This is a genomic window from Microbacterium sp. Ag1 (assembly GCF_001005635.1).
In the GTDB taxonomy this organism is placed as follows: Bacteria; Actinomycetota; Actinomycetes; order Actinomycetales; family Microbacteriaceae; genus Microbacterium; species Microbacterium oxydans.
Window position 1 is genome coordinate 22,057 of record NZ_LBCR01000022.1, and the last position, 15,911, is coordinate 37,967.

Sequence of the window (15,911 nt, forward strand, 5' to 3'; positions counted from 1 at the left end):
CGCGTCACTTGCATGAGCTTTTGACGTCTGCCGGAGGAAACGCCGCCCAGCGATCATGCAGGTGTCCCCCGGTCATGCATGTGACCAGCAGACGCGGCAGGTCGCGTGCGGTCAGCCGCCAGCGAAGGGCGGGAGAACGTCGATGAGCTCGGCGTCGTCGAGGGCGAGGTCGTCGTCGCTGCGCACTCCATCGACCATGACGGCGCAGCGCGGAAGGATGTCGGCCAGCGCCGGATGCTCGGCGACCACGGCGGTGCGCAGCGCGACGAGTGTCGTCTCGGCGCGCTCCTCGGAGTCGACACCGGCAGCCTCCGCGGCCGCGGCGAAGTAGCGCACCCGAGTCATCGGGCGTCTCCATCGGCGTGGGTCTCTCCGGGAGATGCTTCGCCGGGACGCACCCAGTCGCCGGAGCGCCCACCCGACTTCGCCACGATGCGCACGTCCTCGATCACCACGGCGCGGTCCATGCCCTTGATCATGTCGACGACCGCCAGAGCGGTGACCGACACGGCGGTGAGCGCCTCCATCTCCACACCGGTGCGATCGGCGGTGCCCACCGTGGCCTCGATGCGCACGCCGTCGTCGACGATCTCGAGGTCGACGCTCGCCCGGTGCACCCCGATCACGTGTGCCAGCGGCAGCAGCGCAGGGGTGGACTTGGCCGCCTGGATACCCGCGATGCGTGCCACGGCGAGCACGTCGCCCTTCGGCATCGTCCCGTCGCGCAGGGCGGCGATCACATCGGTGCTGCAGCGCACGAAGCCGCGGGCGGTGGCGGTGCGGACGGTCGGCTGCTTCGCGGTCACGTCGACCATGTGCGCGCGGCCGGCCGCGTCGAGGTGAGGGAAACTCATCCGACCAGCATGACATCGATCACGTCGCCGACGGCGACCGTCTCGACCTCGGCCGGCACGATCGCGAACGCGTGCGCGCGAGCGAGGCCTCCGGCGAGGTGGGATCCCGATCCGCCCGCGGTCGCCGGACGCACGGTGCGCGCGGCGAGGTCGACGACGGCGGGAAGATACTGGCGGCGGCCAGGGGGAGGCGTCCACGAGGCATCCGCGGTGAACGGCGCATGCGGGCGGTGGATCTCGCTCCGTCCCTGCATCGCGAGCAGCGCGGGTCGCACGAACACCTCGAACGACACGGCGACGCTGACGGGGTTGCCCGGCAGGCCGAACACCAGGCACCCACCCTCGATCACCCCGAAGGCCTGAGGCTTGCCCGGCTGCATCGCGACCGCGCTGAACTCGACCTGTCCGCCGCCGTCGAAGGCCCCGCGCACGGGCTCGTAGGCGCCTGCGCTCACGCCGCCGGTGAAGACGATCACGTCCGCGCCGAGGGTCATGGCTTCGGCGGTGACGGCTCCGACGGCCTCGGGCTCGTCGGGAACGCGCGCGACCAGAACGACCTCGGCGTCGGCGTCGGCGACCAGCTGCTGGAGCAGGGGGCCGTTCGAGTCGGGGATGCGCCCGCGCACCGGTGCGTCTCCCGGTCCGAGCAGTTCGCTTCCGGTCGACACCACGACCACGCGAGGCGCACGGGTGACCGAGACCGCCTCGACGCCCGCGGCGACCGCTGCGGCGAGCTGGAAGGGCCCGAGGCGTTCACCCGCGTGCACGACCTCATCGCCTGCGTGCAGGTCGGCGCCGCGCCGGCGTACGAACACGCCGGGCCTGGCGGGGGCGCGCAGCACCGTCACCTCTCCGAGGGAGTCGGCGAGGCCACCGGCCGTGTCCTCGAAAGGCACGATCACGTCGGCATCGGTGGGCGTGGGAGAACCGGTCATGATGCGGGCGGCTTCGCCAGGGCCGAGCGCCGGGTCGAGGGCGACGCCGGCAGGGAGGTCGGCGACCACACGCAGCGTCACCGGGTTCTGCTCGGAGGCCGACGCGACGTCCGCACCGCGCACCGCGAACCCGTCCATCGCGGAGTTGTCGAACAGGGGGATGTCGTGGGCGGCCGCGGCGGGTGCGGCGAGTGTGCGTCCTGCGGCATCCGCCACCGGGAGCGTGACCTGCTCGACGACGCGAACCGCGTCGAGCACGCGGGAGAGCTGCTCCTCGACCGTGCGGCGGCCGCTCATGCCGACACCCCCGATGCTGTGGATGCCGGGCGGATCGAGATCTCGTGCTGCCGGGAGGTCAGCGCATCGATCATCGCGAGCCGCCCGAGCAGCGGTTCACCGGCGCCGGTGACGAGCTTGATCACCTCGCCGGCCAACATCCCGCCCACCTGCACGCACAGCGCCCCGAGCACCCCGACCTGGGCACAGCTGGGTGGCTCGCCCTCGGTGCCCACCGGGAAGAGGTCCGCGAGCACCACCGACTCTCCCTCCGGCGGGGTCGACCAGAAGACAGTGACCTGCGCGTGCCACTCCTGCACGGCACCCCACACGAGCGGGAGTCCGAGCTCCTCGGCCGCAGCGGCCACATCCCGGCGGGTCGCGAACGAGTCGCTCGTGTCGACCACGAGATCGGCGCCCGCGAGGAGCCGCTCGGCGTTGGCGCTGTCGAGGCGTTCGAACACCGGGTGCACGACGGTCTGCGGGGCGAGAGACGCGATCGCGCGCGCGGCGGATGCGGTCTTCGCGACACCGATGTCCTCCACCCGATGGGCGAGCTGACGCTGCAGGTTGGTGAGCTCCACCACGTCGTCGTCGATCACGGTGAGCGTGCCGACCCCCGCGGCGGCGAGGGCGAGCAGCACGGGGGAGCCGAGCCCGCCCGCGCCGACGACGGTGACACGAGCCGCGCTCAGGCGGCGCTGGCCTTCCTCGCCGATGCCGGTGAGGACCGCATGCCGCGCAGTGCGGACGAGTTCTTCCGGCGCCAGCGCGGCGGCAGGGGGGACGAGAGGCTGCATGGGTTCAGCGTATGCCCGCTCCGCCGACTGTGTCTTCAGCCCTCGGTCTCCGTCATCGCACCGAGCTCGGAGGGATGCGTCAGCCGCCACCACTCCGTCGGCTGGTCGATGGTGCCCGAGATCGTGACTGCAGCGGTGACGGTGTTCGGGCCGGCGGTCCAGGTGACGGTTCCCACCTCCGTGCCGTCGCGATAGGTCGGCGGGGTCTTGATGTCCATCGTCACGACGACCGGTGTGTTCGACCAGGTGAAGATCGTCGCGTCCTCGTCGATGAGCAGCTGGGCACTGTCTCCCCAGGGTGTCGTGATCGTGCCCACCTCCTGCCCTGCCGACGCGACCGGCATCTGGTGGAACCCGGCGCGGATGCTGTCGAGCACCGCGAGCACACCGGCGTTGACCGACTCGCGCGACGCTCCCCCGAGTACGACCCCGGTCACTGCGAGCGGCTCGGCCGTGCCGACGGCGAGACTCGCGGTGTACAGCAGGCTGTAGGTGCCCTCGCCCAACGTGCCCGTCTTCAATCCCGTGATCCCTGTCGTCCCGAGGAGGCCGTTGGTGTTGTGGAGCAGGCCGGCGCCGGGAAGCGTGATCGACGGAGTCGCCACGATCTGGGCGATGACGGGGTTCGCCGCGGCGAGTTTGCCGATCGCGAGGAGATCGGTGGGTGTGCTGGTGTTGCGGGGACTGATGCCCGTGGGCTCGGTGATCGTCGTGCCGGTCAGTCCGTGGGCGGCGAGCCAGTTTCGCGTGGCGCCGAGGAACGCGTTCTGCGACCCGAAGATCCGGGAGGATAGTGCATCGGCGTAGTTGCTGGCGGAGGGGATGAGCATGGCGGCCAGGGCATCGCGCAGCGACATCGAGGTGCCGGTGGGCATGGGTGCGATCGTCGCCCCGAGGACGTAGTAACGGTCGTAGAGGTCGTGATCGGCCTTGCTGAAAGTGATGGTGGGACCCGGGTCGTCGGCGGAGGCGAGCGGGGAGGCATCGAGGATGACCAGGGCGGTGATGAGCTTGGTGATGCTCGCGATGGGCAGGGGCTCGCCCGTGCCGCTCGACGACCAGACGCCGTTCGCCGTTTCGCCGAGATAGACGTCAGCGCCCGCCACGCTGAGCGCCGAGGCATCCGCCGGGGGCGTGGTGATCGATGCCGGAGCGGCTGCCGGGACCTGCGGCATCTGCGTCGACACCGCCGGCGGACTCACGGGAGCGGTGAGTGCCCACCCGACGTAGCCGCCCGCCGCGGCAAGCAGCAGCACGACGACGATGGCGGTGGCGACGAGGCCGCGGCGCCGTCGCCGTCTGCGTACCTCCGGGGGGATCCGGTCAGGGGTGGAGAACTCCTGTTCGCGGGCCATCAGCTCCGCGAAGTCGGACAGCCCGTCCTGTGGTTGATTCGGCGCCGTCATCGAGAGCCATCATGGCGGAGAACCCGCCCGCGCGGTATCGGCCATTCGGGGGACACGACGGAGTGTCGCAGAATCGGAACTATCGACCTGATCTCTCCGCTCGTGCGGTAGATTCCTGTCATGCAGACCTATCGGATCGCCCGGGCCGCGCAACTGCTCGGCGTCAGCGACGACACCGTCCGTCGCTGGATCGAGCAGGGATTGCTGCCGGTCACCGATGCGGCGCCGGCGGAGATCCCCGGTGACGCGCTCGCGGCACGGGCCGAGGCGCTCGCCGCGGAGGAGAAGGATGCCGGGAGCGTGCTCTCCAGCGCCCGCAATCGCTTCCTCGGCATCGTGACGCGCGTGCAGATCGACGGGCTGATGGCGCAGGTCGACATCCAGTCAGGGCCGCATCGCGTCGTTTCGCTCATGTCCGCCGAGGCGGCCCGCGATCTGCAGCTCGAGGTGGGCTCACTCGCCACCGCATCCGTCAAGGCGACGCAGGTCGTCGTCGAGGTCCCGAAAGACTGACATGAACCGCACGCTCCGCCGCTCCACCGTCCTCGTCCTCGCCGCCGCCGTCCTCGCCCTGGGCGGCTGTGCGAGCACGGCAGGGAGCACGCCGTCGCCATCGGCCACCACCGAGCAGAGCAGCCTGAGTGGAGACCTCACGGTCTACGCCGCCGCATCGCTCAGCGGCGCCTTCGATGCCATCGGCGAGGCGTTCGTCGCCGAGAATCCGGAGGTGCGGTTCAGCCCGGTGTACGACGGCTCATCCACGCTGGTCACGCAGATCCTCGAAGGCGCACCGGCCGATGTGTTCGCCTCGGCCGACGAGGCGAACATGGGCAAGGCCGCCGACGTCACCGCGGATCCGACGCTGTTCGCTTCCAACACCCTCGTCATCGCGGTGCCTTCCGGGAACCCGGGCGGCGTCGAGACGCTCGCCGATCTGGCCGACGTGACCACGGTGCTGTGTGCACCGGAGGTGCCGTGCGGTGCCGCTTCCGCGAAGCTGCTCGCCGCCGCGGATGTGACGGTCGATGCGTCCAGCCTCGAGCAGAACGTGACGGCGGTGCTCACGAAGGTCGCCGCGTCCGAGGCCGATGCCGGACTCGTGTACGCCACTGACGTGATCGGGCGTTCCGATGTCGAGGCAGTCGTGCCCGATGGTGCGGACGAAGTCGTCAACCATTACCCGATCGCCGCGCTCTCGGACGCGCCGAACGCCGAGGCGGCTGATGCGTTCGTGGCGTTCGTGCTGTCGGACGCCGGACAGAAGATCCTGGCGGACTTCGGCTTCGGAGCCCCATGAGTGCAGCAGGGGGTCGAGGGTACGCTCCGCGGGCGCTCGCCATCCCCGCTGCGATCGGTCTGGCCTTCCTGATCCTGCCGTTGATCGCTCTCGTCGCGCGTGTGCAGTGGTCGACGTTCCTGGCCGATGTGACGTCGCAGGCAGCGCTCTCTGCTCTCCTCCTCTCGCTCGGAACCGGCCTCGTCGCCACGCTGCTCTGCATCGTCGTCGGCGTTCCGCTCGCGCTGTACATCGCCCGTTCCGGCCCCCGGCTCGCCGCCGTGCTCCGCGCCGTCGTCACGGTGCCGCTGGTGCTGCCGCCGATGGTGGGCGGCGTCGCGCTGCTGTATCTGTTCGGACGTGCGGGGTGGTTCGGCGGGCTCGGCCTCTCCTTCAGCACGTCCGCCGTGGTGCTGGCGCAGACCTTCGTCGCGCTGCCCTTCCTGGTCCTGGCCGTCGAGGGTGCCGTGCGTACGTCGGGCGTGGACCACGAGCGCACGGCCGCGGCCCTCGGAGCCGGACGATGGACGATCCTGCGCCGCATCACCCTGCCTCTCGTGGCACCGGGGATCGTGGCAGGCGTCGTGCTGTGCTTCGCGCGGGCGATCGGGGAATTCGGTGCGACGGCGCTGTTCGCAGGCAATCGACCGGGAGTCACCCAGACGATGCCGCTCGCGATCTACACCGCGTTCAACGGTGCGGGAGTCTCGCAGGGCACGGCGGTCGCGCTCGCCCTGTTGCTGCTCGCGACCGCCATCGTCGTGCTGCTTCTCGTGCGCGGCTGGCGACCGGGGGCCGCACGATGACGGGAAGGGAGACCCGGGCCGAGGCGCCGGGACTGCGCGCACACATCGTGGTCGATCGCGAGCACTTCGCCGTCGACGTCGCTCTGCAGGTGGGGGTGGGGGAGACCATGGCCATCATGGGGCCCAGCGGCGCGGGCAAATCGACCCTGCTGCAGGCGCTCGCGGGCCTCGAGCCGCTGAGCGCGGGAGAGATCGAGGTCGCCGGCCGGGTCGTCGACCGCGTCGCCCCACCACGGGTGCGGACGCCGCCGATGAACCGCGGCGTGGTGCTGCTCGGCCAGGATGCGCGTCTGTTCCCGCACCTGTCCGTTCGCGAGAACGTCGCCTTCGGCCCTCGGGCGGCAGGCACGGACGCCCGTGCCGCGCGAGACTCTGCCGATGAGTGGCTCGCACGCGTCGGGCTCGCCGGATCCGGGGACCGGATGCCGCGTGAGCTCTCGGGTGGTGAAGGGCAGCGCGTGGCCGTCGCCAGGGCGCTCGCCGCCTCTCCGCGCGCGGTGCTGCTCGACGAACCGCTGGTGGCGCTCGACCCGGTGACGGCGAGCGAGATCCGACAGATGCTGCGCGACCAGCTCGCCGGGGTCACCACGATCGCGGTCACCCACGATGCCGCTGATGCGGTCGCGTTGGCCGAACGCCTCCTGGTCGTCGAGTCGGGGCGGGTCACGCAGAGGGGGCCGGTCCGCGACGTGCTGTCGGCACCCGCGTCGGCCTTCGTCGCCTCGATCGCCGGCGTCAATCGCCTGGTCGGCGTCGCGAGTGGGGGCACGTGGCGGGGTGGCGAGGTGCGGCTGACCAGTGCGGATCCCGCTTCGCGCGCGCTCGCCGAGGACGATGGAACGCCGCTGATCGCCGTGTTCCGCCCCGAGCACGTGCGGTTGGTCGACGGCTCGGACGGCGGTGGATGGATCGCCGAGGTCGACCGGCTCGAACCCACGGTCACCGGCGTCCGGCTGCAGACCGGGTCGTGCGTCGTCGACCTCTCTGTCGCCGATGCCGCCGGACTGCTCGTTGGCGAGACCGTCCAGCTGCGGATCGAGCCCGAGCATGTGCGGTTCGTTCCCCTGCGCTGAGTCGTCGCCCCGGGCGGTCGTGGGCGGAACACTGACAATGTGCCGGTCGTCGCCGCCGAGCCGCCCCCGCGCGCTGCTCCGGGGGTTAGTCTCGGAACATGACGGGGAGCGGGGGAGTACCGTGACGGCCGTGCCGGTGGTCATCGGCATGCGCGCGCCGCGCACCGAGCCCGCATCTCATGCCGCCGGCCTCACGGGAGGTCTCGTCGACACGCATGGCCGTGTGCATCGCGATCTGCGCATCTCCCTCACCGACCGCTGTTCGCTGCGCTGCACGTACTGCATGCCTGAGCAGGGCAACGAGTGGCTCGCCCGCACGAGCATCCTCTCCACCGACGAGATCGTCGAGGTGGCGGAGGTCGCCGCAGCTCTCGGCATCCGCACCTTCCGTCTCACCGGCGGCGAACCGCTGCTGCGCACCGACATCGTCGACGTCGTGCGGCGCATCGCGCGCATCGAGGGGGAGGAGGGTCCTGTCGAGGTGGCGATGACCACCAACGGCATCAGCCTCGCCCAGAAGCTCCCGGCCCTGATCGATGCCGGGCTCACACGCCTCAACATCAGCATCGACACGGTCGACCGCCAGCGCTTCGCCGACCTCACCCGCCGCGACCGCCTCGACGACGTGTTCGCGGGTATCGAGGCGGCTGCGGCCTCGTCCCTCCGTCCCCTCAAGCTGAACGCGGTCGCCATGCGCGGCGTGAACGACGACGAGCTGGTCGATCTCGTGGAGTTCGCGATGGGCGTGGGCGCTCAGCTCCGATTCATCGAGCAGATGCCGCTGGACGCCGGGCACACCTGGGACCGCGCCTCGATGGTCACGCGCGAGGAGATCCTCGCCTCGCTGGGAGAACGCTGGCACCTCGAGCCGGTCGAGGGCCGCGGTGGCGCTCCCGCCGAGAAGTGGCGGATCGACGGCGGGCCGCACGAGGTCGGCGTGATCGCCTCGGTCACCGCCCCATTCTGCGGCGCCTGCGATCGTCTGCGGCTGACCGCCGACGGGCAACTGCGCAACTGCCTGTTCTCGCTCGCCGAGTACGACCTGACCGGGCTGCTGCGCGGAGAGTCGGCCTCCGCGCCGGGGCAACGCGCGGACGAGATCGCCGCACTGCTGCGTTCGTGCGTGCATGGCAAGCTGCCGGGGCACGCGATCGACGACCCCTCGTTCCTGCAGCCCGCGCGCGGCATGAACGCGATCGGCGGCTGAGCGAAGAAGAGCGAGCTGAAGACGCTCTCTCGATATGTAGGGGTGAACGGATGTGGGAGACGATCCGGCCGGGGACCGACGGGTACCGGTTGACGATCCGGGCGACACGAGTCTCCATGATCCAGCTCGTCGCGATCATCGTCGGCTGCATCATCGTGGGAGGAGGCGGTGCCGCGGCGGCGTTGATCGCCGTCTCGCTGGAGACCGACGTCATGTTCGGCCGATCCGGTGTCGTCCTGGTCGCCGGCGGCCTGGGGATCGTCATCGTGCTCGCCCTGCTGTGGATCTTCGCCTGGCGGAGGAAGCGCTACGTCATCGAGTGGGATGACGAGGGGCTACGAATCGTCGGAGCCGGGTCGGAGCGATCGTTCCCCTGGGAGTCGATCTCTCGAGTACTGATCCGCCTCGACACCGACTACGCGCGGATCGAGGTGAGGGACACGGACGACGGGTCCATGACGCTGTTGGCCGGCTTCGGCTCGCAAGACGTCAAGCGGACCAACGCGATGGACCCGATTCCCGTCGGTGTGACAAACCTCCTGCGACGTCATCTCCTTGTCGAGCAGCGGAGCAAGCGAAACGCACTCGGCCTGCACGTCTTCGTGCGGGAGCGGCGAGCAGTCGCGTGAACCAGATCGTTCCGATCCTCAGGCGAGGAACTCCCGGGCCGCGGCCGACAGAGCGGTGACGCCGACCTCGATCGTCGGGTGGATCTCCGGTGCGAAGAACGGCGAGTGATTCGTCGGGATGTCCTCACCCAGGCGTCCCGCAGCGACGGCCTCGGCGAACCGGGCGGGGTCGATACCGCCCCAGAACCAGAACACGAGGGGTGCTCCGGCATCGCGGGCGAACCATGACACGTCCTCGCTGCCGGTGAACATCCCGGGATCGATCACGGCTGCCTCGCCCAGGGCGCGCTGCAGGGCTGCGGAGACGCGCGCGGTGGCTTCTTCGTCGTTGATGGTGGCCGGCAGCGTGTGGTCGGTGCGGATCTCGGGCTCGCGCTCGGCCCCGGAGGCTGTGGCCTCGGCCCGCACGATGCGCTCGACGCTCGCGAGCACCTTGTCGCGCGTCCCCTCGTCCGGGTAGCGCAGGCTGAGCTCGAGCTTCGCCTCGGCCGGGATGATGTTGTTCTTGAGGCCCGCGTGGATCGATCCCACGGTCACGACAGCGACCCCCTGCGGATCGATCTCCCGCGACGCGATGGTCTGCAGGCGCATCACGGTGGCCGCCGCCATCACGACGGGATCGATCGTCGCGTGCGGGCGCGAGCCGTGGCCGCCGCGGCCGTGCAGGGTGACGGTGAGTCCGTCGGAGGCGGCCATCTGCGTACCGCTGCGCACGCCGATCACGCCCGCGGGGAGCGGCGTGACGTGCTGGCCGAGCACGACATCGGGCTTCGGGTAGCGGTCGAGGATCCCGTCGTCGAGCATCGCGCGCGCCCCGGCGCCGTACTCCTCGGCGGGCTGGATCAGCACGACGAGGGTTCCCGACCAGTCGGACCGCTCGGCGACGAGCTTCTCGACCGCGCCGATCATGGCGGTGACGTGCATGTCGTGGCCGCAGGCGTGCATCACGGGAACGGTCGTCCCCGCGGGGTCGACGCCCTTCGCGGTGCTGGCGTACGACAGGCCGGTCTGCTCCTCGACGGGGAGCGCGTCCATGTCGGCGCGCACCCACACCACCGGACCTTCGCCGTTGCGGAGCACGCCGACGACGCCGGTGACGCCGACCCCCTCTTCGACCTCGAGGCCGAGGTCGCGCAGGTGCTGGGCGGCGATGCCGGCGGTGCGCGTCTCCTGGAACGAGAGCTCGGGGTGCTGGTGCAGGTCGATGTAGAGCGCTTCGAGGTCGATCGTCATGGCCCGAGCCTAGCCGGGCAGCCCCGCGTTGCCGAGACCCATGGTCGCCGCCCAGACCCACTGTTACAAGCGTCTGGCTCGATGGGTCTCGGCGCGGCGCATGGGTCTCGGCGCCGCGGGTGGCGGCGGATCAGGCGGGGGATGTGTAGGTCGTGAGCTCATGGCCGGGGTGCAGCACGGCGTTCACGATCGCCCGGATCGCGAACTCGCTGGTCGCGCCCAGTTCGATCGCCCCGGGGTGCAGGAGCCACTGCAGCTGCAGCCCGTCCATCACGGCGAGGATCGCGGCGGAGGCCGCGGAGATCGAGTCGGGGTCGCGCACGCCCTCCTGGGCGCACAGCTCGTGGAACGCGGCCGTGACCTCGCGGCGCAGTGTCGTGTACCTCTCCTCGAAGAACGGGCGCGAGGGATGCTCGTCGGTGACCGACTCCGCCGAGAGCACCGTGTAGGCCTGCACGATGCCCGGCCGCTTCTCGTTCGTGAAGGCGGTGCGCACGAGGTGCAGGAACAGTTCCGGTCCCCCGGGGATGTGCTTCTGGGCGAGGCCGGCGACATCGTCCCTGTCTCGGTAAGCGAGCACCTCGAGCAGGAGCTTCTGCTTCGAGCCGAAGTGGTGGAGCACGCCGGCGTGCGTGATGCCGACCTGCTCGGCGACGTCCGCCAGGGTCCCGTTGGTCGAGCCCTTGTTGCCGAAGATCTCGATCGCGGCCTTGAGGATCTGCTCGCGTTTCTCGAGCGTCGCCGGGCGCACGCGCACTGTCTGGTCGCTGTCTGCCACCGCGGCCTCCTCTCCATCGTCGGACTGTGCTTGCGGTCAAACTTACTACTCGGTAACCTCACGGAAGCTTACTTTCTCGACAGTAAGCAAATCACGACGGCCGGCGGACCCCCGTTCGCCGGCGACACAGCACAAAGACCCGTGCCTAGGAGAAGCAATGAAGCTCAGAAAGTCTCTGATCGCCGCGACCGCGATCACCGCGCTCGGTGTGTCGGCCCTCGCCGGCTGCTCGGCCGGCGGTGGATCCGGCGACGGCGCCGGATCCGCATCCCTCACCATCGCGAAGCCCGACGGTGCGATCACCACCGAGTCGAACAACCCGTTCGTCGGCGACTCCGCCGCCTCGAAGTACGGCTACGCGAAGGTCGTGTTCGAGACCCTGGCCCTCGTGAACCAGACCGGCGACCGCGGCACCACGCCGTGGCTCGCCGAGAGTCTCGAGTGGAACGACGACTACACGCAGCTCACGGTCGTCCCGCGCGAGGGCGTCACCTGGAGCGACGGCGAGCCGTTCACCGCCGACGACATCGTGTTCTCCTTCGAGACCGCCTCGATCCCCGCGCTCGACACCGCCGGTCTCAAGTTCGAGGGCGCCCAGATCGACGGCGACAAGGTCGTGCTGAGCTTCGGCGACTCCAAGTACGTCAACCAGGCGCGCGTGCTCCATGTGCCGATCGTCCCCAAGCACATCTGGGAGAAGTTCGAGGACCCGGCCACCGACCCCGTCAAGGGCGACGACCTCGTCGGCACCGGCCCCTACGCGATGGCCAACTGGTCGACCGAGTCGGTCACGCTCGACGCGCGCGACGACTACTGGGGCGGCGACCTCGCCGTGCCCGAGCTGCACTACGTCTCGTACGGTGACAACACCGCCCTCACCACGGCCCTCGCGAACGGCGACGCCGACTGGGCGCAGGCGTTCATCCCGCAGATCGAGGAGCAGTTCCTCTCGGCCGACCCTGAGCACAACAAGTTCCTCGCCTCCCCGACCACCGGCTCGGCCACGCTGTTCATGAACCTGCAGCAGAAGCCGTTCGACGACCCCGCCTTCCGTCAGGCGCTCGCCTGGGTGATCGACCGCGACGCCTACGTCGACATCGCGCGCGAGGGTGCCAGCGAGCCGGTCTGGTCCGTGACGGGACTGTCGTCGATCCTCGAAGACGAGATCCAGCCGGAGTTCGAGGGAGTCGACTACAAGGTCGACGCCGAGAAGGCGCGTGACCTGCTGGAGACCGCCGGATACACCTGGAAGGACGACGCCCTGATCGACCCCGACGGCACGCCCGTCTCGTTCACGCTCTCCGTCCCGTCCGGCTGGAGCGACTGGAACACGGCGCAGGAGCTCATCGCCGAGGACGTGAAGGACAGCATCGGCGCCGAGGTCAAGATCGACATGCCCGACTGGGGCGGCTGGGCCGATCCCCGCGACAACGGCACGTTCTCTGCGATCATCCACTGGCTGGAGGACAGCGGCACGGCGTACGGCCTCTACACCTCGACCATGGATCCGCGGTGGATCTCCCCCGAGGGCAAGGCCGGCTTCAACTTCGGTCGCTTCGACGACCCGGAGGCGACCGCCGCCCTGAACACCTACGCGAACGCCTCGTCCGACGAGGAGCGCACCACCGCCATCGACACGCTGCAGACGATCTTCTCCGAGCAGGTGCCGGCCATCCCGCTGGGCGCCCACCCGCTGCTGGGTGAGTTCAACACGCGCAACTACGTCGGCTGGCCGTCGGAGGACGACACCTACGCGTCCGCCGACCCGACGCAGCCGAACATCGTGCAGATCCTCACGAAGCTGAAGCCCGCCGAGTAGGACTTCGACAGGCTCAGCCACCCACAGCCGGGACTTCGACAGGCTCAGCCACCCATCTGGGTCCCTGAGCCTGTCGAAGGGCCCGCCCCCACGAAGGACACCCCCATGCCAGACCCCCTGCTCACCGTGCGCGACTTCTCCGTCGTGTACGACGTCGACCCGCCCGTCGAGGCGGTGAAGAACGTGACCCTCGAACTGCAGCGCGGCGAGATCCTGGGCCTCGCGGGGGAGAGCGGATGCGGCAAGACCACGCTCGCCTACGGGGTGCAGCGCCTGCTGCGCGCTCCGGCCGTCATCACCGGCGGCAGCGTGACCTTCCACGACGCGACGGGCATCGACATCGACATCAACGCCCTGGACGTCGACGCGATGCAGCGATTCCGCTGGGACAAGGTGTCGATGGTGTTCCAGGGCGCGATGAACGCCCTCAACCCCGTCGCGACGATCGGCTCGCAGCTGGAGGACGTGTTCGAGATCCACCGCCCCGACATGAACCGCAAGCAGCGGCGTGCCGAGGCCGAGGAACTGCTCGAGATCGTCAAGGTCGGCCGTCAGCGTGTGCGCTCCTTCCCGCACGAGCTCTCCGGCGGCATGCGCCAGCGCGTCATGATCGCCATGGCCCTGGCGCTACGTCCGCAGCTGATGGTCATGGACGAGCCGACGACCGCGCTCGACGTGCTGGTGCAGCGGGAGATCCTCAAGCAGATCTCTCAGCTGCGGCACGAGTTCGGCTTCTCGGTGATCTTCATCACCCACGACCTTCCGCTTCTGCTGGAGATCAGCGACCGGATCGCGATCATGCGCGAAGGAGAGATCATCGAGCTCGATACGGCAGAGCGCATCTGGACGCAGCCGGAGCACAAATACACGAAGACCCTGCTGTCGTCGTTCCCCCGGCTCACCGGGGAGAGAGGGGTGCTGGTGCGATGACCACCCTCGAGTTCCGCAATGTCACGAAGGCGTACAACGTCCGAGGCGCCGGGCAGATCAAAGCCCTCGACGACGTGAGCTTCACCCTGACGTCCGGCCAGACGATCGGCCTGGTCGGCCAGTCCGGCAGCGGCAAGTCCACGATCGCGAAGATCCTCACCCAGCTCGAGACCCCGACCAGCGGCGAGGTGCTGCTCGACGGCAAGCCCATCCCGCGCCGCGGCAGGGGCCTGCGGAAGTACCGCCAGCAGTTGCGCATGGTGTTCCAGGACCCGTTCGCCTCGCTCAACCCGTACCACTCGATCCGCTACCACCTGGAGCGTCCGATCCGCCTCGACGACGTGGTGCCGAAGAAGGAGACCGAGAACGAGGTGCGTCGGCTCCTCGACCGGGTGCGCCTCGATGCGGACGCGGTGATCGACCGCCGCCCCCACGAGCTGTCGGGCGGCCAACGGCAACGCGTTGCCATCGCCCGTGCCCTGGCCTCGCGTCCCTCGCTCCTCGTCGCCGACGAGCCGGTGTCGATGCTCGACGTCTCCATCCGGCTCGGCGTGCTGAACCTGCTCGCCGATCTGCAGCGCGAAGAGGGACTCGGTGTGCTCTACATCACGCACGACCTGGCGACCGCCCGGCACTTCAGCGACGAGATCATGGTCCTCAACCAGGGGCGCGTGGTCGAGTACGGAACCGCCGACGATGTGATCCTCAACCCGCAGGATCCGTACACCCGCGAGCTGCGCGCGGCCTCTCCCGATCCGGAGAAGCACTTCGCTGCAGCGGCATCGAACGGAGGCGCGCTGTGAGCTCCGCTCTCCCCCAGCTCGACGACAACGACCTCGTCGCCCGCGATGCCCTAGAGGTCGGCACCACGGCGACCACGGCAGAGCGCACCAGGCGGCCGGTGCCGTGGCGCTTCTTCGCCGGTCGCGCGGCGTTCTACCTGTTCACACTGTGGGCGGCGATCACGATCAACTTCTTCCTGCCCCGCCTCATGAAGGGCGACGCGGTCAGCTCGTACCTCGCGCGCAACCGCAACGTGAGTCCCGAGGCGGCAGACGCGCTGCGCGTGCTGCTCGGCATCGACACCGACAAGTCCATCTGGCAGCAGTACCTCGAGTACTGGGGGATGCTGCTGCGCGGCGACCTCGGCATCTCGACCCTGCACGGCCTGCGGCCGGTCGCCGAGGTGCTCGCCGCCGCCCTGCCCTGGACGCTCGGGCTGGTCGGCATCGCGACCATCATCTCCTTCGCGATCGGCACGCTGCTCGGAGCCGTCGTCGGATGGAAGCGGGGCAGCAGGCTCGACGCGATCATCCCGGTGACCACGTTCTTCAACACGATCCCGTACTTCTGGCTCGGACTCATCGCGATCGCGATCTTCTCCTCGACCCTGAAGTGGTTCCCGTCATCGCATGCCTACGACAAGGGGCAGTCGCCGGAATGGAGTCTCGACTTCATCGGCCAGGTGATCATGCACGGCACGCTCCCGGCGCTGACCATCGTGGTCGCCTCGCTCGGCGGATGGGTGCTCGGCATGCGCAACATGATGCTGACGGTGCTCGACGACGACTACATCACGGTCGCGCAGGCGAAGGGCATGCCCAACAAGCGGGTGCTCTGGGGCTATGCCGCTCGCAACGCGGTGCTGCCGCAGATCCAGAGCTTCGCGCTGTCGATCGGCTTCATCGTGGGCGGCACGATCGTGATGGAGATGGTGTTCAGCTATCCGGGTGTCGGCAAGCTGCTGCTCGACGCGACCAACGCCAAGGACTTCGCCCTCATGCAGGGCGTGTTCCTCGTGATCACGCTGTCTGTGCTCGTGGCCAACATCCTCGCCGATGTCGTCTACGCCTACCTCGACCCGCGCACGCGCCAGATGGAGTCCTGAC

The 15,911-nt window shown here is 69.6% G+C and carries 17 protein-coding genes; 10 read left to right on the forward strand and 7 right to left on the reverse strand.

Annotated elements, in window-relative coordinates:
- Positions 1–111: 111 nt before the first annotated feature.
- Genes AAY78_RS02490 through AAY78_RS02510 form a run of 5 tightly spaced genes read right to left on the reverse strand, consistent with a single transcriptional unit; the run spans position 112 to position 4,271 of the window.
- Entirely contained in the window at positions 112–345 is a 234-nt protein-coding gene (locus AAY78_RS02490; RefSeq protein ID WP_046746788.1) for a MoaD/ThiS family protein, read from the reverse strand.
- The gene (moaC, locus tag AAY78_RS02495) at positions 342–854 is read right to left on the reverse strand and encodes a cyclic pyranopterin monophosphate synthase MoaC (RefSeq protein WP_046746789.1); all 513 of its coding nucleotides are present in this window, start codon (positions 852–854) and stop codon (positions 342–344) included. Before moaC ends, AAY78_RS02490 begins: the two co-directional genes overlap by 4 nt.
- Entirely contained in the window at positions 851–2,086 is a 1,236-nt protein-coding gene (locus tag AAY78_RS02500) for a molybdopterin molybdotransferase MoeA (RefSeq protein WP_046746790.1), read from the reverse strand. The genes moaC and AAY78_RS02500 overlap by 4 nt, the downstream gene beginning before the upstream one ends.
- Positions 2,083–2,865, reverse strand: a complete 783-nt coding sequence (locus AAY78_RS02505; RefSeq protein ID WP_046746791.1) for a HesA/MoeB/ThiF family protein — start codon at positions 2,863–2,865, stop codon at positions 2,083–2,085. The genes AAY78_RS02500 and AAY78_RS02505 overlap by 4 nt, the downstream gene beginning before the upstream one ends.
- Before the next feature lie 35 nt (positions 2,866–2,900).
- Positions 2,901–4,271 (reverse strand): D-alanyl-D-alanine carboxypeptidase family protein, encoded by a 1,371-nt coding sequence (locus AAY78_RS02510; RefSeq protein WP_046746792.1) that lies wholly within the window; start codon positions 4,269–4,271, stop codon positions 2,901–2,903.
- Between the two features lie 120 nt (positions 4,272–4,391).
- Between AAY78_RS02510 and AAY78_RS02515 the strand changes: the two genes are divergently transcribed.
- The 6 genes from AAY78_RS02515 (at position 4,392) to AAY78_RS02540 (ending at position 9,262) form a co-directional block, all read left to right on the forward strand.
- Positions 4,392–4,784 (forward strand): TOBE domain-containing protein, encoded by a 393-nt coding sequence (locus tag AAY78_RS02515; RefSeq protein WP_046746793.1) that lies wholly within the window; start codon positions 4,392–4,394, stop codon positions 4,782–4,784.
- 1 nt (position 4,785) lies between these two features.
- Positions 4,786–5,568, forward strand: a complete 783-nt coding sequence (modA, locus tag AAY78_RS02520) for a molybdate ABC transporter substrate-binding protein (protein ID WP_046746794.1) — start codon at positions 4,786–4,788, stop codon at positions 5,566–5,568.
- Positions 5,565–6,353 (forward strand): molybdate ABC transporter permease subunit, encoded by a 789-nt coding sequence (gene modB / locus AAY78_RS02525; protein WP_046746795.1) that lies wholly within the window; start codon positions 5,565–5,567, stop codon positions 6,351–6,353. The genes modA and modB overlap by 4 nt, the downstream gene beginning before the upstream one ends.
- Entirely contained in the window at positions 6,350–7,426 is a 1,077-nt protein-coding gene (locus AAY78_RS02530) for an ABC transporter ATP-binding protein (RefSeq protein ID WP_046746796.1), read from the forward strand. Before modB ends, AAY78_RS02530 begins: the two co-directional genes overlap by 4 nt.
- Before the next feature lie 121 nt (positions 7,427–7,547).
- Positions 7,548–8,633 carry a GTP 3',8-cyclase MoaA gene (gene moaA, locus AAY78_RS02535; RefSeq protein ID WP_371861872.1) on the forward strand — a complete coding sequence of 362 codons (1,086 nt, stop codon included), beginning with the start codon at positions 7,548–7,550 and terminating at the stop codon, positions 8,631–8,633.
- A 50-nt stretch (positions 8,634–8,683) separates the two neighbouring features.
- Positions 8,684–9,262 carry a hypothetical protein gene (locus tag AAY78_RS02540; protein WP_046746797.1) on the forward strand — a complete coding sequence of 193 codons (579 nt, stop codon included), beginning with the start codon at positions 8,684–8,686 and terminating at the stop codon, positions 9,260–9,262.
- An 18-nt stretch (positions 9,263–9,280) separates the two neighbouring features.
- On the opposite strand, the gene AAY78_RS02545 is transcribed toward AAY78_RS02540, so the two are convergent.
- Together AAY78_RS02545 and AAY78_RS02550 are read right to left on the reverse strand one after the other, a co-directional pair.
- Positions 9,281–10,495: an amidohydrolase gene (locus AAY78_RS02545; RefSeq protein WP_046746798.1), complete on the reverse strand. Its 1,215-nt coding sequence runs from the start codon at positions 10,493–10,495 to the stop codon at positions 9,281–9,283.
- Positions 10,496–10,625: 130 nt separating this feature from the next.
- Positions 10,626–11,273 carry a TetR/AcrR family transcriptional regulator gene (locus AAY78_RS02550; RefSeq protein ID WP_046746799.1) on the reverse strand — a complete coding sequence of 216 codons (648 nt, stop codon included), beginning with the start codon at positions 11,271–11,273 and terminating at the stop codon, positions 10,626–10,628.
- A 157-nt stretch (positions 11,274–11,430) separates the two neighbouring features.
- On the opposite strand from AAY78_RS02550, the gene AAY78_RS02555 reads away from it, so the two are divergent.
- From AAY78_RS02555 to AAY78_RS02570, 4 genes are all read left to right on the forward strand, one after another.
- Entirely contained in the window at positions 11,431–13,092 is a 1,662-nt protein-coding gene (locus AAY78_RS02555; protein WP_046746800.1) for an ABC transporter substrate-binding protein, read from the forward strand.
- Between the two features lie 105 nt (positions 13,093–13,197).
- Positions 13,198–14,022, forward strand: coding sequence for an ABC transporter ATP-binding protein (locus AAY78_RS02560; protein ID WP_046746801.1), 825 nt, complete (start codon positions 13,198–13,200; stop codon positions 14,020–14,022).
- A complete protein-coding gene (locus tag AAY78_RS02565) occupies positions 14,019–14,825 on the forward strand; it encodes an ABC transporter ATP-binding protein (protein WP_046746802.1) in 807 nt (268 codons plus the stop codon). The genes AAY78_RS02560 and AAY78_RS02565 overlap by 4 nt, the downstream gene beginning before the upstream one ends.
- The gene (locus AAY78_RS02570; protein WP_046746803.1) at positions 14,822–15,910 is read left to right on the forward strand and encodes an ABC transporter permease; all 1,089 of its coding nucleotides are present in this window, start codon (positions 14,822–14,824) and stop codon (positions 15,908–15,910) included. The genes AAY78_RS02565 and AAY78_RS02570 overlap by 4 nt, the downstream gene beginning before the upstream one ends.
- Position 15,911 lies beyond the last annotated feature (1 nt).